General features: G+C 48.1%; 22 protein-coding genes and 1 pseudogene. 18 read left to right on the forward strand and 5 right to left on the reverse strand.

Annotation, left to right across the window (positions count from 1 at the left end):
• Positions 1 to 79: 79 nt before the first annotated feature.
• The 5 genes from EDM59_RS15595 (at position 80) to EDM59_RS15615 (ending at position 5,175) form a co-directional block, all read left to right on the forward strand.
• Positions 80 to 922, forward strand: a complete 843-nt coding sequence (locus tag EDM59_RS15595) for a helix-turn-helix transcriptional regulator (protein WP_122924861.1) — start codon at positions 80 to 82, stop codon at positions 920 to 922.
• A 282-nt stretch (positions 923 to 1,204) separates the two neighbouring features.
• Positions 1,205 to 2,485, forward strand: a complete 1,281-nt coding sequence (locus tag EDM59_RS15600; RefSeq protein WP_122924432.1) for a hydroxymethylglutaryl-CoA reductase, degradative — start codon at positions 1,205 to 1,207, stop codon at positions 2,483 to 2,485.
• On the forward strand, positions 2,475 to 2,918 hold the full coding sequence (locus EDM59_RS15605) for a hypothetical protein (protein ID WP_122924433.1): 444 nt from the start codon (positions 2,475 to 2,477) through the stop codon (positions 2,916 to 2,918). The genes EDM59_RS15600 and EDM59_RS15605 overlap by 11 nt, the downstream gene beginning before the upstream one ends.
• Complete coding sequence (locus tag EDM59_RS15610) at positions 2,918 to 4,273, forward strand: tripartite tricarboxylate transporter permease (protein WP_122924434.1); 1,356 nt, start codon at positions 2,918 to 2,920, stop codon at positions 4,271 to 4,273. Before EDM59_RS15605 ends, EDM59_RS15610 begins: the two co-directional genes overlap by 1 nt.
• Positions 4,274 to 4,278: 5 nt before the next feature.
• Entirely contained in the window at positions 4,279 to 5,175 is an 897-nt protein-coding gene (locus EDM59_RS15615) for a hydroxymethylglutaryl-CoA lyase (protein ID WP_122924435.1), read from the forward strand.
• Between the two features lie 77 nt (positions 5,176 to 5,252).
• Here EDM59_RS15615 and EDM59_RS15620 read toward each other — a convergent pair whose 3' ends face one another.
• Positions 5,253 to 5,669 carry a VOC family protein gene (locus tag EDM59_RS15620; RefSeq protein WP_122924436.1) on the reverse strand — a complete coding sequence of 139 codons (417 nt, stop codon included), beginning with the start codon at positions 5,667 to 5,669 and terminating at the stop codon, positions 5,253 to 5,255.
• Between the two features lie 126 nt (positions 5,670 to 5,795).
• The gene (locus tag EDM59_RS15625) at positions 5,796 to 6,107 is read right to left on the reverse strand and encodes a class I SAM-dependent methyltransferase (RefSeq protein WP_122924437.1); all 312 of its coding nucleotides are present in this window, start codon (positions 6,105 to 6,107) and stop codon (positions 5,796 to 5,798) included.
• Positions 6,108 to 6,274: 167 nt separating this feature from the next.
• Here EDM59_RS15625 and EDM59_RS15630 point away from each other — a divergent pair, with 167 nt between their 5' ends.
• The 5 genes from EDM59_RS15630 to EDM59_RS15650 all read left to right on the forward strand — a co-directional run bounded on the left by EDM59_RS15630 (position 6,275) and on the right by EDM59_RS15650 (position 11,434).
• Positions 6,275 to 6,766 (forward strand): GNAT family N-acetyltransferase, encoded by a 492-nt coding sequence (locus EDM59_RS15630; protein ID WP_122924438.1) that lies wholly within the window; start codon positions 6,275 to 6,277, stop codon positions 6,764 to 6,766.
• 234 nt (positions 6,767 to 7,000) lie between these two features.
• Entirely contained in the window at positions 7,001 to 7,846 is an 846-nt protein-coding gene (locus EDM59_RS15635) for a hypothetical protein (RefSeq protein WP_122924439.1), read from the forward strand.
• Positions 7,847 to 7,848: 2 nt separating this feature from the next.
• Positions 7,849 to 8,529: a response regulator transcription factor gene (locus tag EDM59_RS15640; protein ID WP_122924440.1), complete on the forward strand. Its 681-nt coding sequence runs from the start codon at positions 7,849 to 7,851 to the stop codon at positions 8,527 to 8,529.
• A complete protein-coding gene (locus tag EDM59_RS15645) occupies positions 8,498 to 9,880 on the forward strand; it encodes a sensor histidine kinase (RefSeq protein ID WP_246011070.1) in 1,383 nt (460 codons plus the stop codon). Before EDM59_RS15640 ends, EDM59_RS15645 begins: the two co-directional genes overlap by 32 nt.
• Before the next feature lie 189 nt (positions 9,881 to 10,069).
• Positions 10,070 to 11,434, forward strand: a complete 1,365-nt coding sequence (locus tag EDM59_RS15650; RefSeq protein ID WP_122924441.1) for a DJ-1/PfpI family protein — start codon at positions 10,070 to 10,072, stop codon at positions 11,432 to 11,434.
• 43 nt (positions 11,435 to 11,477) lie between these two features.
• Here EDM59_RS15650 and EDM59_RS15655 read toward each other — a convergent pair whose 3' ends face one another.
• The gene (locus EDM59_RS15655) at positions 11,478 to 12,101 is read right to left on the reverse strand and encodes a hypothetical protein (protein WP_122924442.1); all 624 of its coding nucleotides are present in this window, start codon (positions 12,099 to 12,101) and stop codon (positions 11,478 to 11,480) included.
• Positions 12,102 to 12,417: 316 nt separating this feature from the next.
• Here EDM59_RS15655 and EDM59_RS15660 point away from each other — a divergent pair, with 316 nt between their 5' ends.
• The 7 genes and pseudogenes from EDM59_RS15660 (at position 12,418) to EDM59_RS15700 (ending at position 19,910) form a co-directional block, all read left to right on the forward strand.
• Positions 12,418 to 13,698, forward strand: a complete 1,281-nt coding sequence (locus tag EDM59_RS15660; protein ID WP_122924443.1) for an MFS transporter — start codon at positions 12,418 to 12,420, stop codon at positions 13,696 to 13,698.
• Between the two features lie 237 nt (positions 13,699 to 13,935).
• On the forward strand, positions 13,936 to 15,312 hold the full coding sequence (locus tag EDM59_RS15665; RefSeq protein WP_122924444.1) for a spore germination protein: 1,377 nt from the start codon (positions 13,936 to 13,938) through the stop codon (positions 15,310 to 15,312).
• A gap of 29 nt (positions 15,313 to 15,341) precedes the next feature.
• A pseudogene (locus EDM59_RS31430) lies at positions 15,342 to 16,381 on the forward strand (GerAB/ArcD/ProY family transporter).
• A 2-nt stretch (positions 16,382 to 16,383) separates the two neighbouring features.
• On the forward strand, positions 16,384 to 17,496 hold the full coding sequence (locus tag EDM59_RS15680) for a Ger(x)C family spore germination protein (RefSeq protein ID WP_122924447.1): 1,113 nt from the start codon (positions 16,384 to 16,386) through the stop codon (positions 17,494 to 17,496).
• A gap of 161 nt (positions 17,497 to 17,657) precedes the next feature.
• Complete coding sequence (locus tag EDM59_RS15685; RefSeq protein WP_122924448.1) at positions 17,658 to 18,110, forward strand: VOC family protein; 453 nt, start codon at positions 17,658 to 17,660, stop codon at positions 18,108 to 18,110.
• Between the two features lie 352 nt (positions 18,111 to 18,462).
• A complete protein-coding gene (locus tag EDM59_RS15695; RefSeq protein WP_246011072.1) occupies positions 18,463 to 19,419 on the forward strand; it encodes a sigma-70 family RNA polymerase sigma factor in 957 nt (318 codons plus the stop codon).
• Between the two features lie 65 nt (positions 19,420 to 19,484).
• The gene (locus tag EDM59_RS15700) at positions 19,485 to 19,910 is read left to right on the forward strand and encodes an SRPBCC family protein (protein WP_122924451.1); all 426 of its coding nucleotides are present in this window, start codon (positions 19,485 to 19,487) and stop codon (positions 19,908 to 19,910) included.
• A 79-nt stretch (positions 19,911 to 19,989) separates the two neighbouring features.
• Here the strand turns inward: EDM59_RS15700 and EDM59_RS15705 are convergent, their stop codons facing one another.
• Together EDM59_RS15705 and EDM59_RS15710 are read right to left on the reverse strand one after the other, a co-directional pair.
• A complete protein-coding gene (locus EDM59_RS15705) occupies positions 19,990 to 20,406 on the reverse strand; it encodes a VOC family protein (protein WP_122924452.1) in 417 nt (138 codons plus the stop codon).
• 163 nt (positions 20,407 to 20,569) lie between these two features.
• On the reverse strand, positions 20,570 to 21,502 hold the full coding sequence (locus EDM59_RS15710) for a DMT family transporter (protein ID WP_183192928.1): 933 nt from the start codon (positions 21,500 to 21,502) through the stop codon (positions 20,570 to 20,572).
• Between the two features lie 173 nt (positions 21,503 to 21,675).
• On the opposite strand from EDM59_RS15710, the gene EDM59_RS15715 reads away from it, so the two are divergent.
• Positions 21,676 to 22,863 carry an NAD(P)/FAD-dependent oxidoreductase gene (locus tag EDM59_RS15715; protein ID WP_122924454.1) on the forward strand — a complete coding sequence of 396 codons (1,188 nt, stop codon included), beginning with the start codon at positions 21,676 to 21,678 and terminating at the stop codon, positions 22,861 to 22,863.
• Positions 22,864 to 22,914: the final 51 nt, after the last annotated feature.

The raw sequence follows: 22,914 nt of genomic DNA on the forward strand, positions 1-22,914 counted from the left end.
ACTCAAAAAAGATGACCGTTTATCCTAGGAGTAACGCTCCTAGTGTAATAGCTGAAAAAGGGAATGGCAGGTGCAAAAAATGGAGCATGGAGATCGAGAACGACTCTTGGAGCTTGCTCACTTTTTAAAAACGAGGCGTGCACGTATTTCGCCAGAGCTGGCCGGTCTTCCCCATGCTGGGAGGCGGCGAACGCCGGGCTTGCGCCGTGGAGAGGTCGCGCAGCTTGCGGGTGTCAGCGTAGACTGGTACACCTGGCTGGAGCAGGGACGGGATATTCAAGTGTCCACGCAGGTCATCGAAAGCATCGCCCGCGCCCTTCAGCTGGACGCCACTGAGCGCAGACATTTCTTTTTGCTGGCTCTGCAACAGCTGCCGGCGGATCCGGTACCGCCAGCTAGTGAGATTAGCCCTGCGCTGCAGCAATTCCTGGATCTTCAGGGGATCTGTCCTGCCTATGTAACAGATCCACGACTGAACATCGTCGGGTGGAATCAAGCGGCTAGCAGGATATACGGAACATATGAAACGATGTCAGCGCGGGAGAGAAATTCGGTTTGGCGGACGTTTACTTCCCCCTACGTGCGAGAGTTGCTGCAGGAAAATTGGGAGAAGCATGCCCGGCATCGGTTGGCACACTTTCGAGCCTGCTATGGAAGCTATAGCGGAGATCCCTGGTGGATGGCGCTCATTGAGGATTTGAACCTTGCGAGTGAAGAGTTTCGTGAGTGGTGGCCGAGGCATGATGTTTTGAATGGTCCAGAGGGGCTGAAAGTCAACTATCATCCGTACGTAGGAAAGCTCGTATTTGAGCAGGTCTCCTTTCTTCTCTCCGATGCCCCTCATCTCACCGTTACGATCAACATGCCAAGAGACGATGGAGAAACGGCATCCAAGCTACGCCTGCTTCTTTCCCATTCATAAGTCGAGAAAAGCGCGGTCTTTATGATCGCGCTTTTTTGTATCGGAACCTATCGAACAATTTCGAATGCTCCCCATTTACAGACGCGAAAAGTTGTAGTAGTATATGGTCATTCAACAAAGTTGAATAGAGGGAAACACGAGTACAAAGTGAACGCAAAGTCAGTTCTTGACTCTTTTTTGCGATAACGTTTTTATTTGCGAATGAAAGCGTTTCATTTTGAAAGAGTCGGGCGAAGTGAGCAATGTACCCGTATAATTCAACGTAGAGTAGGAGAATGCGAGATGACTACCAGTCGGGTATCCGGATTTTACAAGCTAACACCTGAGGAAAGACTAGAGAAGGTCGCGCAGGCACGTCACCTGAGCGAAGAAGAAAAACAAATCTTGTCGGGAGCAACTCCTTTTCCATTGCGTACCGCCAATGCGATGATTGAAAACGTCGTGGGTGTAATGTCTATTCCACTGGGAATTGCGACCAACTTCAAAATCAACGGTGTCGATCGGTTCATCCCGATGGCTACGGAAGAGCCGTCTGTCGTGGCAGCAGCCAGCAACGCTGCCCGTACCTCCTACGATCTGGGAGGCTTCCACACTTCCTTGAGCGGTTCGATCATGCGAGGACAGATCCAGGTTGTGGATATGACGGATCCATACGGCGCGATGGCGAGAATCTACGAAAACAAAAAAGAGATTCTGGATCGCTGTAATGCAAAAGACCCGACGCTCGTTTCTTTGGGTGGCGGCGCGATTGACGTCGAGGTGCACGTGATTGAACGGGCGAAGCAGCCGATGGTCGTGCTTCATTTGCTCGTCGATACGCGGGATGCGATGGGCGCGAATGCAGTCAATACGATGGCAGAGGCCGTAGCGCCTTATATCGAGGAGATCACCTCCGGCCGCGTCGTGCTGCGCATCATCTCCAATCTGGCAGACCGCCGTCTGGTGCGTGCACGTGCCGTCTTCTCTACAGAAGAGCTGGGTGGCAAAGAAGTCGTAGACAATATCATCCGCGCTTACGAATTTGCAGAGTGCGATCCATACCGCGCGACAACCCACAACAAAGGGATTATGAACGGCATTTCCGCTGTCGTCCTGGCAACCGGTAACGACACGCGCGCAGTTGAAGCAGGGGCACATGCCTACGCATCTGTGACAGGTCGCTATCGTTCCTTGACTCGCTGGGAGCTGAATCGTGAGGGCAATCTGGTGGGAACCATCGAATTGCCGATGGCTGTCGGAATCGTCGGCGGGGCGACCAAGTCTCATCCAACGGCTCGTCTCGGCTTAAAGGTCATGGACATCACAAACGCAGAGGACTTGGCAGGAGCGATCGCAGCTGTAGGTCTCGCACAAAACCTGGCAGCGATGCGTGCGCTGGCGGCAGAGGGCATTCAAAAAGGTCATATGGCACTGCATGCACGAAACCTTGCGATGATGGCAGGCGCACAAGATGATCAGATCGACCAGATCGTGAAGCAAGCGATCCAAGAGAAGGATGTGCGCTATGACCGCATTCTGGAGCTGACCAAACAATTGCAAGAGGGGGCTGTCCATGGAAACTGAAATGGTTCGTAACGAACAGCAAAAAGCAACGTCGCAGAAAGAATACATCGAGATTTTAGGGGACACAGTCGTTCCCGTCCGTATTCTATCGGCAATCGTGATCAGCATTTGTCTGAGCATCGGCGGTTATTTCTTGGGGAAAAGCATTTTCCCCAAGTTCGCTGAGGCGAAGATGGTCGGATCATACTCCCTTCTGCTCGGCATCGCGGGCAGTGTGATCGGCTTGATCATCTGCGCCAACCTGTTTAAACCTAGCCGTATTTTGACGGAAGAGGAAACGGGCTCCGAAGACTTGGAAGAGATTCTGATCAGCATGCAGGTAGATCCGAAAGCGGAGTACGACTTGATTAAAGACGACCCTGTCACGAGAAAAGAGATGGAAGAGTTGGGGATTTTGGAAACATTCAAGCGCAGCGGGGGGCGATCTGAGTAATGAGCGTACTAATGATATCTATTTTGCTCGCACTGGCGGGTGCCATTATTTTCTCTCTGATCGGCCTAGTTTCGGGTACAGATGAAACCGCTATCATGGTTCCGTTCACACTGCTCGTCATTTTGCTCGGTGCACCTCCAGAAGCTGTATTCTCCTTCTTCATGGCGGCCGTATTGGCCAAGCACCTTACGCATGCGATCCCGACGGCATTGATGGGGATCCCGGGCGATACGACAGCAGTACCACTAATCGACCACGCATCATCGCTGCGTCGATTGGGCGTGCCTCACGTGGCTTTGCGCAAAATGCTGTCCGGCGGTTTGATCGGCGCTTTCATCGCACTGCCTACAGCGGTATTGTTCGGTCAGTTCCTGGGTCAGTTCGCTGACTTTTTCAAATCGGCTTCCGGTCTGATCTTTACGCTGGCTGCCATCCTGATTGCGTACTTCTCCAAAGGAAAATGGGTAAGCGTCCTGATGATCATCCCGTTTGCCTTCTTCATTAAAAGTATTGATACGTTCAGCTTTAGCGTAGTTGAAAAGCATCTGAGCACGAGCTTCTTTTTAGGAATCGCGATTGGGCCGATGCTCTCGGACATTCTGTTTTCGCTGTCTCCGAGCGCGCGTAAAGCCTTGGTTCGCTCGAAAGCCAAAGAGTATCACCTCGCACCGGAAACGAAATCCTGGAAGGGGTATTTTCCAAATCCGTTCCGTGTTTTGACAGGCAGACAGACTGCACATACGGCAGCGACTTCCTTTGTCTCTTCGTTGACCTTTGCATTCAGCCCTGTGGGAATGACTTCCCTGATGGGAGAAATCGTGGGCTCGCGCAACAAGGGTGTGTACAAAAAGGCATCCTCCAGCTTGGCTTCCATGAACGGTGTGACCGAGTCCACCTATATTGCCGAAGCGATCATTCCGCTGCTGGCGTTTGGGATTCCGCTCAGCCCAGTTGCACTTGGACCGGCATCTCCTTTGTTCAACGCACCGCCTGTCTTTACGAGTGAACCTGTGAACAACCTGCACAACATGCTGACACCGTGGGAGTTCTTCCTGTACGGCCTGATCGGTCTGGTGATTGCTGCTCTGATTGCGTATCCGTTCGCCATGAACTACGCGCGCAAAGCTACTGTTTTCGTCATGAAAAACATCAGCCAGGAAGCGATCGTCGGTATGTTCATCGGTCTGGCATGTCTGCTTGCTTTCCATGAAGCACAACTCGTTGGGGTCATTCTTACACTGACTATGGCAGCAGTCGGAGGATTGATGAACCGCGTACTGGGCGTCAGCTCCGGGGTACAGTTCATGATCTTCTACGGCTCCACCTACATGATGTCAAAACTGCTTGGAGCTTGATGACGATGAAATTCGATCCGAAACAAATCACCATCAAAGAAGTGGGGCCGCGAGATGGCTTGCAGAACGAGTCTGTCTTTGTCCCCACTGCTGACAAGATTGCCTGGATCAATCAGATGTCTCATACCGGCTTGTCTTATATCGAAGTCACGTCGTTTGTCCATCCAAAATGGATACCCGCCTTGGCGGATGCAGTAGAAGTGGCTGCAGGCATCGAGCGAGTGCCAGGTGTCACCTACGCGGCTCTGGTCCCGAATGCAAAGGGCTTGGAGAGAGCTTTATCCGCCAACGTGGATGAGGTATCGATATTCATGTCAGCCAGCGAGACACACAATTTGAAAAATATCAACAAGACCCGCGAAGACACCTATCCGATCCTGGCAGAAACGACGAAGGCAGCATTGGCGGCAGGCAAGTCGGTTCGCGGCTATGTTTCCACCGTTTTTGGTTGCCCCTATGAAGGCGCAGTCGCGGTAGACGAGGTCATTCGCGTCACGGAAACACTACTGGAGATGGGCGTACAGGAAATATCGCTCGGAGATACGATCGGGATCGCACAGCCTAGGCAGGTGCAGGAGGTGCTCGAGGTGTTGCTCCGACGCTTTCCGGCAGATAAGCTGGCGATGCACTTCCACGATACACGCGGTATGGCGATGGCGAATGTCCTCGTATCGCTGGAAATGGGGATGACCACCTTTGACAGCTCGCTTGGTGGGCTGGGCGGATGCCCGTACGCTCCAGGTGCATCAGGAAATATCGCAACAGACGATTTGCTGTACATGCTGCATGGTCTGGGGATGCAGACAGGGATCGATCCAGATAAGCTGATGGAAGCAGCGCGCTTCATTCAGGGCAAAATGGGCCGTTCCTTAATGAGCCACAGCATGCAGGCTTGCCAGTAAAAACGAAAAAAGCACAGCGACCAGAAGGAGCATGGCAAACATGTCCTCGAGGCTGCTGTGCTTTTTGACATGGGAGATTATTGCTGCGTCGGGTTTTGATCCATGTAAAAGACTTCCCACAGATGCCCGTCCAAGTCCTGGAAGCTCCAGGCGTACATAAAGCCATGGTCAACAGGCTCGTTATAAGGAGTCGCACCTGCTTCCAGTGCTCGGTTCACCAGCTCATTAACTTCATCGCGGCTGTCCGCGGACAGTGCCACAATTACTTCCGAATGGCGAGTAGCGTCCACGATTTCTTTCTTTGTGCTCTGAATGAAAGAGTGGAAGAACTCCTCTACCAGCAGCATAGCGTAAATACTGTCGCTGATGACCATGCAAGCTGCTTGTTCATTGGTGAACTGCGGGTTGAACTCGAAGCCTATCTTGGAGAAGAATTCTTTTGTTTTCTCCAGATCTTTGACCGGGAGATTGACGAAAATATTGTTCGTTGCCATAATCCAATCACCTCTATGGTAAATTTCCTGTAGGAACAGGATGCACATGTTCATAAGGAAAGTAAACCACAAAAAGGGAGTGGATGTTTCTTCTAAATTGCTATTTTCTCTTCCTACTGCGTTTTGCTAGCGCGGATGATGAGAAAATGCGGATGGGTCATGAGGCGTTCGTAGCTTTTCGCGACGTCTTCGGGTAGCCGCAATCATTTCTGCACTCAGATCGATCGCGGTAACGCTGGCGCCGCGATTTAACAGCTGCTCCGTATACCATCCTGCTGCACAACCAGCGTCCAGCGCGGTCAATCCCGTCATATTCTCGGGTAGCTGCTCCAGCATGGCCGGTCGCTCATAAAACGCATTGAAGCCACTCTCGGTATCTACATTTTTCTCGTAGTCGAGCGAAAGCTTTGCATAAGCATCGATGATTTTCTGTTTCACGCGGTGCACCTCCGATAAAAACTTATTTTTGTTCGGGTTGTGATGATTAGACTTTACATCCATCCATGAAGATTGCTATTTTCTAGACAGAGGAAATTGCATCCAGACTTTGAAAAATCCGTGCTCATCCATTGCTTTGCTCACTTCAAGAAGTGGAGGTTCCCTTTATGCTAAACATACGAAATGCAATAATGGAAGATTTGCCTCAGCTTGTAGCCATTGAACAGCTATGCTTTTCAAAAGAAGAAGCGGCAACGAAAGAAACGCTGGAAAAACGCATTGCGCTCATTCCAGATAGCTTTTATGTGGCGGAAGAGGATGGGGTCATTGCGGGTTTTGTGAACGGCCCTGTAATGGAAACAGCATTCATAACCGATGATTTATTTCGGGACAGTACGGAAAATCCAGCAACGGGCTGGCATCAAAGCATCTTGGGATTAGCCGTTTCTCCCCATTTTCAAAATCGTGGAGTAGCAGCAAGACTACTGGCGCATCTAGAAAACGAAGCAAGAGAGAAAAAACGTAAAACAATTACGCTTACATGTAAAGAGAATATCATTCATTTCTATGAAAAACTGGGATATATCAACCAAGGTGTCTCGAGCTCTAAACATGCTGGCGTTACTTGGTACAACATGAGTAAAGAATTGCTGTCATAGACGTGCAAAGTATGTCAACGAACGGAGAACGATCGTGCAAGAAACTCCAAGTAACGGATGCTGGTGATCAATCGGCAGCCGTTTTGATACTCGCTAGTCATCTTCTGTTTAGGGAAAATGAAGGATTAGAAGCCACCTTTGGGTGGTTTTTTGTTTGTGTTCATTTTGAGTTCACAGAGGTGTATTACAGTGGCGCTATGCTGTTAAAGCGGAATTCTCTGGAGGGATACTAGAATGTACAAATGGGTAATCGGGGCTGTTTTGTACGTGGCGCTGGTCATAGGCGGCTATTCGGTTTACGAAAAAGTGACTGCCGATGATAAACAAGCTGTTGCTTTGGCTAACGAGGATAGTCACGAAAGTCACGAAAGTCACGAAAGTCACGGCGCGCAGGAGAACCATGCGCATGGTTCTGATTTGCATGAAGAAGGGAGTAATGAAGTACATACGTTTGTTCAAGCGGATGAAAAGGAAATCAAGATATATGTAAAAGATAAGGCGGGAAATCCAGTTCAAGAACTAGAAGTAAATCACGAGAAAATTCTCCATTTTATTGTAGTGGATGAGCATTTGCAAAAGTATTACCACTTGCACCCGGAACAAACAGGTAAGGGGCAGTTTACAATCAAAAGCACCCTGCCTGAAGGATTTTATAAGGCATTTATTGATAGGAAGCCCAAAAATCTTGCTTACCAGGTAACGCCGGTCCCATTTATCGTCGGCCATCCAAGTGTATCAGCTCAGAATCTTGGGATGAAGCCGGACAATACGTTGACTCAACAGATCGATGGAGAAACCGTCACACTAAAGATGAGCAGCTTTGCGATCAACCAACCGGTCACGTTAACGTTTGATTTGGACAGAACCAACTTAACTACATATTTAGGTGCCTTGGGTCATGTAGTGATCGTAGACGAAGGTGCAGGGCAGTATCTGCATGTTCACCCAGCCCAACAGGAGGAACCAGTATTTGAGACGCAGTTTGTGCAGCCCGGGATCTATAAAATTTGGGCGGAGTTCAAACAGGATGGAAAAGTAAGGGCATTTCCTTTTGGAGTAGAAATAAAGGGAGAGAAATAACATTGGCAAAGGTATTAGTGGTAGACGATGATGCTCATATCCGAGAGTTGGTCCGTTTGTATTTGGAGGATGAGGGCTTTGAAATAATCGAGAAATCGAATGGGGAGGAAGCGCTGCAGTACGCTGAAAATCATATCGTGGATCTGGTGATTCTCGATATAATGATGCCGAAGATGGACGGTTGGGTCTTATGCGAGAATCTCCGTGCATTTGGTGAGATGCCCATCCTGATGATCACCGCGAAAGGAGAAGCCACTGATCGGATAAAAGGATTTAAACTCGGCACGGATGATTATTTGGTGAAGCCATTTGACCCGGTGGAGCTGGTTCTTCGGGTAAAGGCTTTGCTAAAGCGGTACCGTATCTCTACCGCAAGCGAGATAAAGCTCGGCGCTATTACGTTAGACCGTAAGCGTTATCAGGTTATCTGCAGCAATGGACAAACCATGACACTTCCCATGAAAGAATTCGAGGTGCTGTACAAACTGGGCAGTAATCCCGGACAGTTATTTACCAGGAACCATCTGATAGAACACATCTGGGGTATCGATTATGGAGGTGATGATCGGACTGTGGATGTTCACATCAAGAGGCTTCGGGAGAGGTTCGCTGACTTCGAGTCTGATTTTCGCATCGTCACGATCCGGGGACTTGGTTATCGTCTGGAGGTGTGTCCGGATTAAATCGCTGTATACCCGCGTCGTATTGGTCTTTATCTTCATTGTGATGTTGAGCTTGTTCGCAGCGTTTATGGTCAGTACATGGATGTTTGAAGGGCGGAAGCATACCTTTATCGAAGAAACGTTAGTAAAAGACGGCAAAAACATCATCGAAGCATATCGGTCGAACCCTTCTGCTGATGTGGGATCGTTTGTGCAAGGTTTCTCTGGTCTTTCGATTTACAGTGTCCAGCTATACGATAAAGAAGGCGTGCCCCTGCTTGAAGAAAAAGAGCCCATGCATGTGGAACAGAGTCAAATTCAGCAGGTGCTAGGGGGCAACATTGCACGCAGCATCGATACAGAAACACAGGATCTTCCAATCGTAGGGGTTCCTTTTTCGGTGAAAGATGAACCCTACGCTTTGTTTCTCACGTTAGACAAGCATACAGTAGAGCAAGAGCAAGAAACCATGCCTTGGATTCATGCTTTATATATACTTGTTCTGCTGATTGGCAGCTTTCTGATTTTGCTTGCAGCCCGCTATGTAGTAAATCCAATCATGCAGTTAACGGAAGCGACGAAGAGGATGGCAAAAGGGACCTTTGATTCGGCGAAGCTTCCCATGAATCGCAAGGATGAGATTGGTCAATTAAGCGTGAGTTTTCATGAGATGGCAAAAGAGCTGGCGAAACTGGATCAAATGCGTCAAGACTTTGTTTCGAGTGTCTCTCATGAGATTCAATCACCGTTAACTTCCATTTCAGGATTTACGAAAGCTTTAAAGCAGAAGAAGATGAGCGAAGAGAGCCGTCTGCGTTATTTGACGATCATCGAGGAGGAGAGCGAGAGGTTGTCACGCTTGGGGAAAAATTTGCTTCAGCTGTCTTATTTACAGCAGGAGCAGCATCCATTACAGGTGACTACCTACCAATTGGATGAGCAGCTGCGGAGGGCTGTCATCACTTTAGAGCCTTTATGGACCGTAAAGGAAATCAACATAGTTGTTGATCTTGAGGCCATATCCGTTCATGCGGACAAAGATCAGCTGGATCAGGTGTGGATTAACTTGCTGAACAACGCTATCAAATTCACTGCGCCTCATGGGACGATACGCATCCAATCGATGGGGAAAGCACAGCAAAATATCATATCTATCACAGACAGTGGGATCGGGATCCCTCAAGAAGAGCTTGCGAATATTTTCAAGCCGTTTCATAAAGTGGACAAAGCCCGTAGCCGTTCTGTAAAGGGAAATGGGCTTGGTTTATCCATCGTCAAGCAAATCATAGATATGCATAACGGAGAAATTCATGTGTCTAGCAGTCTGGGTACTGGCACCATTTTTACGGTCGCACTACCGCGTGAGAACTAGCAAACCAATCTACCATTTTTCTCATGGAAACATATCGCCCGCGGGGGGCGGTATTTTTTTTTGCCTATCCTATCGGTTCATATTCAGTTCATGGAGCTGGTTTATCGTAATCCAAGGGGGAGTTGCCATGAAAATTTTGCGGTATGTGAGGAAACAAATACGAAAAATTAGGATCAGAGGAGAATCGAGATGAGATCATTATTACGTATCGTTGTCTATGGAATGACGTTCGTTATCTTTTTCGGAGGGATCGGTGCGTTTGGGTATATTCACTCCAATCAGGGATATTGGTTCCCCACTCGGCAAACTCCGATGCCAGCTTTACAAGAGGTGAGCGTCCCTGAGCATCATCCGGAAAAACCTACAGTTGCAGTCATGTTATCCAACCCGACAACAGAAGTTTTTGATTTTATGGTTCCGTATGAAATGTTCGCGATGACGGGGGCTTATAACGTCTATGCCGTTGCCCCGGACAAAAATGTGAAGACACTCTCGGGCGGCTTGGATCTGATGCCGCACTATTCTTTTGATGAACTGGATCGCTTATTAGGAAAAAGTCCTGACCTTATGGTGATCCCGGCCATGCCTAGGGTTGACGAAGCCAAGTATAGACCAGTCCGGGAATGGATTTACAAACATGCGGATACGAAGCTGCTTAGCATTTGCGCTGGAGCGGTGAATCTGGCCGATACAGGTCTATTAAAAGGGAAAGAAGCTACTACCGACTGGAAAAGCTTCGATTATGGTGAAATCAATAACTATCCTGAAACAAAGTGGAGGAGGGATGCTCGCTATGTAGCGGACGGGAACATCGTCTCTTCAGCAGCGCTCACCTCAGGAATCGATGCGGTCCTCTATGTGATCTCCCAGCAAGTGGGCGAATCTACAGCGGAAAAAATAGCGAAAAAGATGAATTACCCTTTTTATCATTTTGTAAAAAATCCGAAGGTAGACCCTTATTATGTGGATCGAACCGAATTGATTTTTTGGTTCAACCAAGCATTCCAATGGAGCAAAAAAGACGCAGGGGTCCTGTTGTATAACGGGATGGATGACGGTGCACTTGCGACGATTTTTGATACGTATGCCGCTTCGGGAACAACAAGGGTGCACACCGTCTCAGACGCCAAGCAGCCTATCGTTACGAAGTATCACCTTAACCTGGTCACCAGATATCAGATGTCGAATGCGCCGAAGCTGGACCGAATGTTCGTTCCTGGGGTGGAGGCGGAGTCTTTAGCGGCGGATGATGTCAAGCAGTGGAACGAAAAGGGTAACAATGTGGTGCCACAGTACATTCACAACGGCTCTGCTGACAGATTTATCTTTGATGCTCCACTTGAAGATTTAGCCAAACAAGAAGACGTCCTAACCGCTAACTATGGTGCCAAGCGATTGGAATACCGTGCCACCCATTTAACCTTCGAAGGCAGTCCGTTTTCCTATGAGGCTTTCGGCATTTCCGTTTTTCTTGGTTTAGCTGCATTTCTTGCTGCTTTCCTGATTGATAGACGATTTATTACATCAAAGCACAAGAAGGGGGCGTTTTTTTGAAAGTGAATGAAATCGCCTGGATACAAATTGCCAATTTTGCGAATCATTGCTTGGGGCCATTCAAGCCCTTGTTAAGCAGCCAACGGCCTTTGAGCAAAACAACTGCACCTGTTCCCCATAATATCAGGGCTGAGCCAAAGCCGACAGATACCCACCAGGTCACAATCTGATGATTACCTAATGGAACCCTCGCCGGCATCAAAAGCAATGTGGCTGCCCCAAGGAGGCAAAGGAGCGAACCCGCAATATAGTGAAACCTGATTCGGAAGAGGTGGGCCAAAGGGAAGAAATGGGCACCGACAATAATGGCCATCACTGGGAAAAAGAAATCAAAATGATTGGTTGCGCTACAGATTGCGCTTGCTATACCGATCATCACGCCTTCGAGACCGAATATAATCCCGAACCAAGTACCTGTTCGCATAAAGCGACGGGAATCCGCTTCCGTCATCTCATTGGATAACTTTCTTGATGCTTTTATCAACATGATCCCGCCTATAAATAGCGTGAAGCCGAACAACAAAGACAGTATCAAAAGCCAGAGGAATCCCCACCCCTGCAGACCACCAATTCCAATCCCGGCCCACAGAGTACCAAAGAACGCCATGAAGAGAACTCCAAAGGCCGCGCTGCGAACAGCAACTCTGGGAATCATGTGTTTCGACATTCATGAACACCTCCTTCAGTGATCACCATCCATATTATACAGCACGATATCTCCTCATAAATCCCCTTGCCATTTTTATCGCGGAGGTCAGTGAATTGACGGAGCCAAATGATTTCAGGATGGATCAAAACGTAGAGATGTGACTGCTTCCCTCTCTATAGTGGGAGCAATCCATGCTGGGTACTTCACTCCACGTCCTGCCTGAATGAATCATCACTCATTCTACAGGTGGGTAATGAAAACGCAAGATCTTGAAATTTACATTCCCCTATACTAAAAAAGGCAATTAGCTGTGACGAAAAATGGGGGAACAAACATGAGTAACAAGGTGGAAGGATTGTTAACGAACGCAGATTTTCGCAGGCTCTGGATTGGGCAAACGGCAGCACAGTTTGGGACTCAGGTTGCATTATTAGGAATGCCATTAGTGGCAGCTCTCTATTTAGGGGCCAGTCCCATGCAAATGGGGTTGCTTGGTTTTGCCGAGTATGCACCATTTATCATTTTCGGTTTGCTCGCTGGTGTATGGATAGACAGAGTTCCTCGGCGGCCTATTCTTGTCGCTGCTAACTTTTTCAGGGGTGTATTCCTGCTCATTGTGCCGCTGTCAGCCGTAACTGGATTCCTGAATATGACCATTCTATACTTGGTAGCCTTCCTGGTGGGGATCTGTACTGTCTTTTTTGATGTTGCCTATACATCCTTTTTGCCTTCCATAGTGAGCAAGGAGCAGCTTGTTGATGGGAATAGCAAACTAGAGACGAGCAAATCTACCGCACAAATTGCCGGGCCGGGCTTATCAGGTGGTCTGGAACAGTTAATCACCGCTCCTTTTGCCATCTTGTTCACGTCGGTATCCTTTTTTGTATCCGCTGTATTCATCGCCCGGATTCACAAGTTGGAGACAATCGTGACAGATGAGAAAAAACAAAAAAACATGTGGGCGGAAATGAAAGAAGGGCTGCATACGGTTTACACAAAACCGTTGCTGTGGGGAGTGGTGCGCTGCTCAACAGTCTTTAACCTTTCGTGGAATGTTATTTTTAGTGTGTATGTTCTATATGCATCGCAAGAACTCAACATCAGTGCGAGCATTCTTGGCGTTATCTATGGAACGCTAGGAGTAGGCTACCTATGTGGCTCACTGCTTGCCCAAAGGGTTGTACGTCGTCTGGGAGTAGGTCCCACCATTGTGGGTTCCGCTGCGATCGCAGCATGTGGCGGTTTGCTTGCTCCATTAGCAGGAGGATCAGAATTACGTATTGCGTTGATGCTGATGCTCGGACAGCTTCTTTTCGGAATGGGTGTCTCCATGTTTAGCATTAGTACCGTCAGTTTACGTCAAGTAATGGTACCGGATGCCCTGCAAGGTCGCGTGAATGCTACATTTCGCTTTATTTCGTGGGGTACTTTGCCGCTTGGTTCATTACTTGGAGGGATGATAGGGGGGACAATGGGGTTACGGTTCGCTTTACTTGCGGGTGGCATTGGATTGTTAGCTTCAGCTTGTACGTTGTTGTTCACCCCATTTTTACAGCTGCGTGTGAAATCCTTTCATGAAGTAACATGGGAAAGAGAAGTGCCTACAAAGAGCTAGGGAGTGCCTTGGGAAGTATGAAACGAACGGGATCATGGGGGCAATGAAACAGAGGCAGTCTAGGACTTACTTTTTGTGTCCTGGACTGCCTCTGACTCTTTGCACTCGGTTAGTCTCAAACTCATTTTACAAGGCAGCTGATTTTTCATTCAAAGGAAGTGGTAAGATCGACCATGCCTCAGTCAAGAACAATCGTATTCTGACAACTGGATATCTGCGGAAATTGAGGAAATACTTATGATGATCTTGAAGAACGGGGATGAAGGAATGGTTGAAGAACTTAAAGCAACTTTTCAAAATTGCATGGACTTCACTATTCGTTTCTATCGAGAAGGTCAATTGGAAGTAATGTATCTGAGTTCCTTAATTGGAAACGAGGAGTTACTACGAGATATCATTTATCCATTCGCGGATAACGAAGAGGTTGACATTTTCAACATAGTAAACAAAGCTCCCTACACTCCCTGTTGCGATCTCGCTGAATGTGCTCAAGGAATTTTAGAAGGGAAAGCATTTCTTCTTTATCAGGATAACACGTACCTCGTCGATATTCGGCACACCCAAGGGCGGTCTATTGACGAATCGAAAGTGGAATCAGTGATTTCGGGTCCCCATGACGGTTTCGTCGAAAATGCTTCTCAAAACATTGGTCTTATCCGTAATCGGATGAAAAGCGCCCAACTGAAAACTGTAAAATATACAGTTGGTTCCACTACACAAACGGATATCGTCATCCTGTATTTAGAAGACATCGTAAACCAAGAGCTGTTGATTGAGGTACAGAAAAGAATAGGCGCTATAAAGACTAAAGCTGTTTACGGTGCAGCAATGGTCACTCAGCTTCTTGGAGAGCACCCCGACACAGTATTCCCCCAATTTGTGCTAACAGAACGCCCTGATACTACATGCTCTCACATCATGCAAGGACGAATTATATGCTTCGTGGATGGATCACCTTCAGCGTTGTGCATGCCATCAACGTTCTTCGATTTTTTTTCGTCTCCTGAAGACGATTACCAACCCTGGATCATAGGATCTGTGCTGAGACTACTACGATTTTTGGGTTTATTTATTACCTTCGTTATCACCCCACTTTATGTAGCGATTACAACCTTTCATTACGAAGTCATTCCCTTTAATATGCTGCTGAATTTGACGGAATCCCGCAGAAAAGTTCCGTTTCCGCCCTTGTTCGAGGCTCTACTAATGGAGATTACGATTGAGATGCTGAAAGAAGCCGGAGCAAGAATGCCCACTAAAATCGGGCAAACGATTGGGATTGTTGGTGGAATTGTCATCGGCCAAGCAGCAGTTCAAGCAGGTTTTACAAGTAACATTTTGATAATCTCGATTGCCGTATCAGCAATCGCTTCCTTCGTAATTCCGAACTATATCATGAGCAATGCCGTTAGGCTTATTCGTTTTCTTCTGATTCTGATAGCAGGTGGATGGGGCATGTATGGTCTTGTCATCGGAATTGGTCTCATCGTTGTTCACTTAGCCTCCATTTCAAACATGGGAACGACATACTTAGCCCCCATTTCTTTTGGAAAGATCCGTAAGTGGGTAGGCAATATGAGCTCATCGCATTTAAAGGAGGAACCATGCAATTAAAGTGGTTTCATGTCGCGATTTATATATACATGCTCGAGTTTGGAGTAAGTATATTCAATGGCGATCGAGTTGCAGCGGAAAATATCGGAACCAATTACTGGGTCGGTATCATATTGCTTGGATTGATCGCTTCCCTGAATCTATTTCTTATTGCCCTGGTTGCCCGAAAGGCAAAGGGGAAATCTGTCTTTGATATTATGGAAGCTTCATTTCCCAAGGTTTGCCTATTCCCGCTCTACATTGTGTTAATCCTGTTTTGGATTTTTACGGGAAGTACAATAGGGAAAGACTACACTCTCCTGTACCAGATTTTGTCCTTTCCTTCACGTAATCCCATGCTTCTTCTGCTTTTATTTATGGCGGTCATTTATCTCATTATCATTCAAAGCATTTACGGGATAAGTCGAGTTATTACTTGCTTTTTTTCTTTGTGGTTTGGATACCGTTTTTGGTGCTCTATTTTCTTCCTGATTGGGATTTGCAGCGAATAACCCCTTTTTTCTTCAAAGAGGCTATAAACAGCCCGACGTTATATTCATGGGCAGAAGTGTATCAGCTATTTATCGGTTATGAGATGATCCTCGTTTTGATACCTTATTGTGAAGGACGAGGATTTGGGAAAGGATTGTTCATTGGACAAGCTTTTACTAGCCTCATCTATCTCATGGCGAATGTAACGATCTCCGGTTATTTCGGTATAGAGCTGTTGCAAAAGCTTACCTATCCTGTCCTGAACTTATTGTCCTATATTGAATTTCCTTTTATTAATCGAATCGAGAGCTTGAGCTTTACCCTGTTCGTCTTCAACAGTCTTTCTAAAGCAGCTATTTATTGCTTTGCTGCGCTCTTGCTGTTGAAACGATTATTTCCTTCTGTGCATACAAAATGGCTGGCACTTGCCATCATCAGTATTTTTTACCTTTTTGCTTCTGAAATGAAAGTAATGCGTCAATCGGAGTATCTGTATCAGATGGTGAATATTTTTGAAATAGCTCTTGCCTTCTTCAGTCCAATCCTTTTGCTAATCCTGTTATTCCATCAGCAAGCAAGTAGGAAAAGGAGAGCGTAATCATGCACCGTGCTTGGGCTTTGGTTCTAACCGTACTATGCTTGACGGGCTGCCAAGATCATTTTTATCTCGAAAAATTAGGCTATATATTGGCGATTTCCTATGATGCAACGAAAGCGGAAGCCATCGATGGCAAGCTGAAGTTTGGATTTGCTATACCTCGATCCGAGGCAGATAAGCAAATATTCATTACTACAGAAGCAAAATCAAATAACGAAGCCTTATTAACCATTTCTCGAGAGAATAATTACCAGCTGGTTAAAGGTCATTTGCGTATGGTTCTTTTTGGAAAAGATTGCGCCCGACTCGGGGTAAACCAACAACTCGATACATTGATACGTGATTCAACAATTAGAGGCAATGTAAAAATGATAGCGGTGGATGGGGACGCCGGAGAACTCCTCAACCGCTCATTACCTCAATATGATCTGACAAGTCTGTTTCTTAATGACCTCTTGCAGACGACAGAAAAGACGTCCATCATTCCTGAATCGGACCTATTTACATTTACGAGAGATCTTTATGATGATGCGATCGATCCTTTCATGCCTGTTTTAAAAGTCGGTTCGCAAAAAATATATCTTTCAGGTATTGGTTTGTTTCAAGATGATAAATTGGTTGACATAGTAGGATCGGAGCAGATGCCTACGTTTCATTTACTGCAAGGCTCGATTCATAATCTAAACTTGATCATGAATATCCAGGAGGATGAGGGAAAAGCCTCACAGGTAGGACTATTTCATGTCTCAGGAGAGCGTAAAATCACCGTGACTGCTCATCATCCCATCAAGTCAGGAACAGATTTGAAAGTGAGTATTGAGCTGAACATGTCTGGTGCGGTCACGGAGTATTCCGGTCCAATGAAATTAGAATACCCAAGGAATCAAAGGAAGCTGGAAGCCTATATGAATCGCTTTGTTGAGCAAGAAGCGGAGAAAATGGTTGAGTCTTTACAAAAGAAAAAAGTGGATCCGCTTGGAATTGGTCAATTTGTACGTCAACAAACTACTCACGCAGAGTGGAAAGCGATTCTATGGCGAGATGTATGGGAAACGGCTGATATCCAGGTCAAAGCGAATATGAAAATGAAAAATTATGGAGAAATCCAACACTAACGGCGGAAGACCTAGCGTTCCCAAATTCAAACCGCCATCAATTTATTTCTTCATCTACTGTGACAAGGTGTTTTTGTTTGGAAGGAATTTGTAATTTTTGATTCGAATAATGATGAGGATGGCCAGATAATTAAATTTGTGCACATTGAGGAGATAAAACTATGGCAAAAAGCAAATTGCAAAGAATGGACAATGTCGGCATCGTTGTAGAATCCCTTGATGACGCAATCTCTTTCTTCGAGGAGATTGGCTTGATCCTCGAAGGGCGAGCCACTGTCGAAGGGGAATGGGCTGGTCGCGTAACCGGACTGGATTCTCAGTGCGTAGAGATTGCGATGATGGCAACCCCGGATGGACACAGCCGAATTGAACTTTCGCGATTTCTCACCCCACCTCCTATATCAGATCACCGGACTGCTCCTGTGAACGCCCTTGGTTATCTACGCGTCATGTTCGCTGTTGAAGACATTGACGAAATGGTATCCAGACTCACTAAGCGTGGTGCTCAGCTCGTTGGCGAAGTGGTTCAGTACAAGGACTCGTATCGGCTCTGCTACATTCGTGGAACGGAAGGAATTCTAATCGGGCTGGCGGAACAACTCGGGAATAAATAAGGGAGTGACGTTTTATCAAAAGTCTTTACTGAAATACATAAACATTACAAAAGCAAAAATGGAAATATGCAGGGTAAGGCTTGCCTGTGGGCGAGCTTTTTTACTGTTCCTGTGCGCCGAATGGCTATACCTACCATACGTTATGCTGTTAAAAAGCTTGCGGCCCGTGGAAAGGCAGCAGTAAACGTTTCAGGGCAGTGGCTCCCACTGAACCAATGGGAAGGATACGATCGACCTTTCCCCGAATAAATGTGAAGACCCGTTGAATGTAAGTGTAAACTTTACAACAAGAAGACGGCATACTACTCGGATGCCGCACCGCCCTTCGGGGAGATCGTTAAAGGAGGCCGCGATGAACGAGACCGCATTTGACGAACTATTATTTGCAAGCCTGAAGCCGGGCTTAACCTCGTTTTGTTACCGAATGCTAGGCTCCATGGACGATGCGGACGATGCCGTTCAGGAGACGAGTATTCGGGTCTGGCAGAGCTGGAGCACGTTCAGACAGGATTCCTCGTTCAAAACGTGGGTTTATCGGATTGCCTCCAACCTGTGCTTGGACAAGCTGAGACAATCCAAACGCCGCGCGCTTCCTGTTGACCTGTTCGATCCAGCCGTCGCCATCGTCGAGCCGCGCGACACGCTGCCGGACTCTGCCTGGATCTGGCCGTCTCCCGACTTTGGGGGCAATCCGGAAGATCGGCTCGTCCGCAGAGATACCCTTCAACTGTGCTTCATCGCTCTCCTGCAGACCTTGCCTCCGCGGCAGCGCGCGGTACTCATTTTGAAGGATGTATTTGAATGGTCCTCTAAGCAGATCGCGGAAGCGTTGGCGATATCGCCGGCAGCGGTGAACAGCGCCTTGCAAAGAGCCCGGGAGACGATGGACCGGGCGCAGCTTCGCTCGGATGAGCTCAGCAGCATGGACGTTCTACCGGATCAGCAGCTGCTGTCCCGGTATGTGGAGGCCTTCGAGCAATTCGATATTGCTGCGCTCGTTGCGTTGTTCCACGAGGAAGGCTGCATGTCGATGCCGCCCTTCGAGATGTGGATCCGCGGCAAGGAAGATTTGTCCGCTTTCTATTCGCTTACTCGCTGGCATTGCGAAGGTTCGCGATTTGTGCCCATTACGGTGAATGGCGGTTATCCGGCGCTGGCCCAGTATATGCCGAGTAAAGCGGGCTCTGGCCTGGTACCCTGGGGCATCCACGTCATCGAAACCAAAGAAAATCAAATCCTGCACGTTCAAAACTTCATTCATACGCCATTATTTTCGCGATTTGGGCTGCCTGAGCGAATTGACCGATGAATTTCGTCATTGGCTTACGTCTATATCATTGAGAACAACCAAACGAAGAGAGGTGTCTATGTAAAATGGAAACGAGTCAACCGAGGAAAGTAACCGTACAAGCTGTCATTCAAGCGCCTGTAGAGAAGGTATGGCGCTATTGGACCGAGCCGGATCACATCACGAAGTGGAATCAAGCGTCCGAGGACTGGCATGCGCCGAGAGCCGAAAACGATCTGCGGGTCGGCGGCAAGTTTTTGACACGGATGGAAGCGAAGGATGGCAGCATGGGCTTTGATTTTGGCGGCGTCTACGATGTCGTGAATCGGCATGAGGCGATCGGCTACACCATGGAAGACGGAAGAAGAGTGGATATTGCTTTCGTCGATCAAGGGAATGAGACGAAGGTCATGGAAACATTCGACGCGGAAAGCTCCAATCCCGTCGAGTTCCAGCAAGCAGGCTGGCAAGCGATTATGGACAATTTCAAAGCTTATACCGAACAAAACTAATCATCGCGAAGAAGACGCCGGGGGAGATGCCCGGCGTCTGTCCTTTTGAACCCTAGTACGAGCGTGCTCTCTGTTAGCCTTAACCTTGTGCCGGGTCCATGTTCATGTAGTTAATGGCCCACAGATGGCCGTCCAAGTCCACGAAGCCCCAATGGTACATGAACCCATGCTCTTCAGGTTCAGCGTGCAATTTCCCGCCCAAGGAGAGCGCAGTATTCACGATTTCATCGACCTTTTCCCGGCTCTCGAAGGCCAATGCGATCGTCATCTGCGCATACTTGCTCGTATCGACGGATTCCTTCTCCGTGAGCGTATGAAAGAATGCTTGATTGATCAGCATGACCTGCAGGTTGTCGCCGATCACGATGGCTACCGCATTCTCGTTCTCGGGGAATTGCGGGTTGAGCTCGAATCCGAGTCCGGTGAAGAACGTTTTCGATTGTTCTACGTTTTTTACAGGCAGATTGAAGCTTGTGAATGAGGACGTTAATGCCATTTTCAAAACACCTCTTCGTCAAATTAGTTTGTGTTCATTTATGCCTTCGTTTCTATAGACGACAGCCGATCCGGGAATTCATCGGTCTCATGGATGCGGAAGCGTAAATTTTGAAAAATATCTTGGGATTGAGTTGGGATACCCGACATATTCCACAGTAGCTCTACTCCTGAAATCTCCTGCCCAAAAGAATCCCAGTGATGATGCACAACCCTCCGATAAACTGCCAGACGGAGAGATGCTCGCCAGCGATCAGGATGGAAAAGATGGCGGCAAACATTGGCTCGCTGCTCATCAACAGTGCCACCCGAGAAGGAGAAGTGCGACGGATCATGACCAACTGAATGTAGTAGGCAAACATGGTTCCAAACACCACCAGGTACCCGATCGCAAGCCAAAAGGATGGGGTCAGATAGCTCCAGGAGGAGGGCTGGGAAAGCGAAAGCAAGCCGGACACAATCGCGACTGTGGAAAATTGAATGACGGTCAATGCACGTGAATCCATGGTTTTTCCGGCTGTCAACTTCTTCGCCATGATCATCTGTATCGCATACCCGAATGCGGCAGCCAGCACCAGCACATCCCCGATTTTGGGGTCAAAGCCGTTCTTCATCGTCAAGAGAGTAGTCCCCGTGATCGAGAGAAGCAGGACACCCGCCAACGAAATTTTCAGCAGCCTTCCATGAATCAAATGATCGAGGACGGGGACCAAAACGACGTACATCCCAATGATGAAGCCGGCATTGGAAGCCGAGGTCGATGTCAAGCCAAAAGTCTCCAGGAAATAGGTAGCGCCGAGGATCAGCCCGAGAATCATGCCGCTGGTCCAGGCGGAACGGTCTGCATGACGAAGCACTTTGAAGGTAAAAGGAAGCATGATAATGGCAGTCAGCGTGAACCGGATAAAGAGCAGCTGGAAGACGGGGACCGTTTCTACGACACCCTTGATGACCATGTAATTGGAGCCCCAGATCATCGCAATAAGCAGCAGGGAGATGTCCGCCGTCCAGTGGGAATTCCATATGCTTTGGGCGATTCTTCTCCACTTATGGAGACTATTTTCAAATGCACTTTGGGATTTCAGGTAGTTTTGCACAATCCCAGACATCCTTTCGTTGAAAATTCCGATTTCTTTAGTATAAAGTCCTCCAGCCTCTTCCTTCCACAAAAATATCCTTGGGTCCGTGAAAAAGGTTTATTTTCGTTTCCGATGTCACAAATCCGAAGCCTACCTTGTTATATGTGTAAAACGTAAAGGGGCTGAGGGAAATGAACGACATGACATGCATTATCATCGGAGGCGGCCATGCAGGGCTTCATGCGCTCAAAGCAATCAAGGAAACGACTCGGGGCATGGCGAACGGAAGGCGGATTCGGTTTGTTTTGTTCGATAAGCTGCCTGGGCATGTACGCAAGGTGTTGTTGTTCCGTCCTGCAGTGAGCGGGGAAGAGATTACAGTTCCCTGGTCGCATTGGGCTGCCGAAGGAGTCGAATTCGTGCAAGGGACAGTTACTTCTATAGATAGTGGTGAGAAACAGCTTACCTATACGGATGCGCAAGAAAAGGAAGCACAAATTCGTTATGACCTTTTAGTTGTGACGGTCGGCAGCATCGTTCGGAGACTGGATCCGGCGCAGGGTGGCATCGCCTTGACCGACCCGCAATCTGCATCGGACATCCGGGAGCGCTGGCATGCCAACCTGCGCAAGGCTGCTGGTGAGACGAATCCGGAAGAACGTAAACGGCTGCTCTCGGTTGTGGTTGCGGGAGCGGGGATCAGCGGCATCGAGACGTCTGCCGAGCTGGCGCTTGCGATGCGGGAGGAAGCGGCGGCAGTGGGGCTGAATCCATCGGATACCGCTGTCTATTTGCTGAACGCGCAGGAGCGGCTGTTCCTGGAAGCGCCGCAGAAAGTTGGTCGGAAGCTGGAGCAGACTCTTCATGAGTGTGGAGTAAAAGTGCTTCACAATTGCAAGGCGATGCGGGAAGAAGCGGGTGTGGTGACACTCAGCAATGGCGAGAGCCTGGAGGTTGGCCTATGTATTTGGACGATTGGTCTGATCCCGAATCCGGCCCTTCTCCGCATGGGCTTGCCGCTTACGCCTGAAGGTCAAGTGCTGGTGGATGAATGCTATCGCGTGAAAGGGGCGCCCGGCGTATACAGCATTGGGGACTGCGCAAGAATTGTGGATCCGCGCACAGGCAAGGCAGATCAGATGAGGTGCGGAGAAGGCGTGCTGCAGGCAGACCGTCTGGGAAAAATCGTGATGGCCGATCTAAAGGGCAGCCCCGCGCCCGTACACAAATCAGTACCATTGGATTTCTACTGCATCGGCTTGGGGGAAAATCGCGGATTGGTGTGGGGGCGCAAATGGGGACTGACGATGATGATTACAGGAAAGCCTGCCTGGAAATTCAGGAAACTGGCATGGGATGGAGGAAGCATGCTACGATAGTAAGGAAGAGATGGAAAAGGGAACAGTTTCCAACAAACGGGAGAAGGTGGG

It is taken from the genome of Brevibacillus nitrificans (assembly GCF_003710965.1).
GTDB lineage: Bacteria > Bacillota > Bacilli > Brevibacillales > Brevibacillaceae > Brevibacillus > Brevibacillus centrosporus.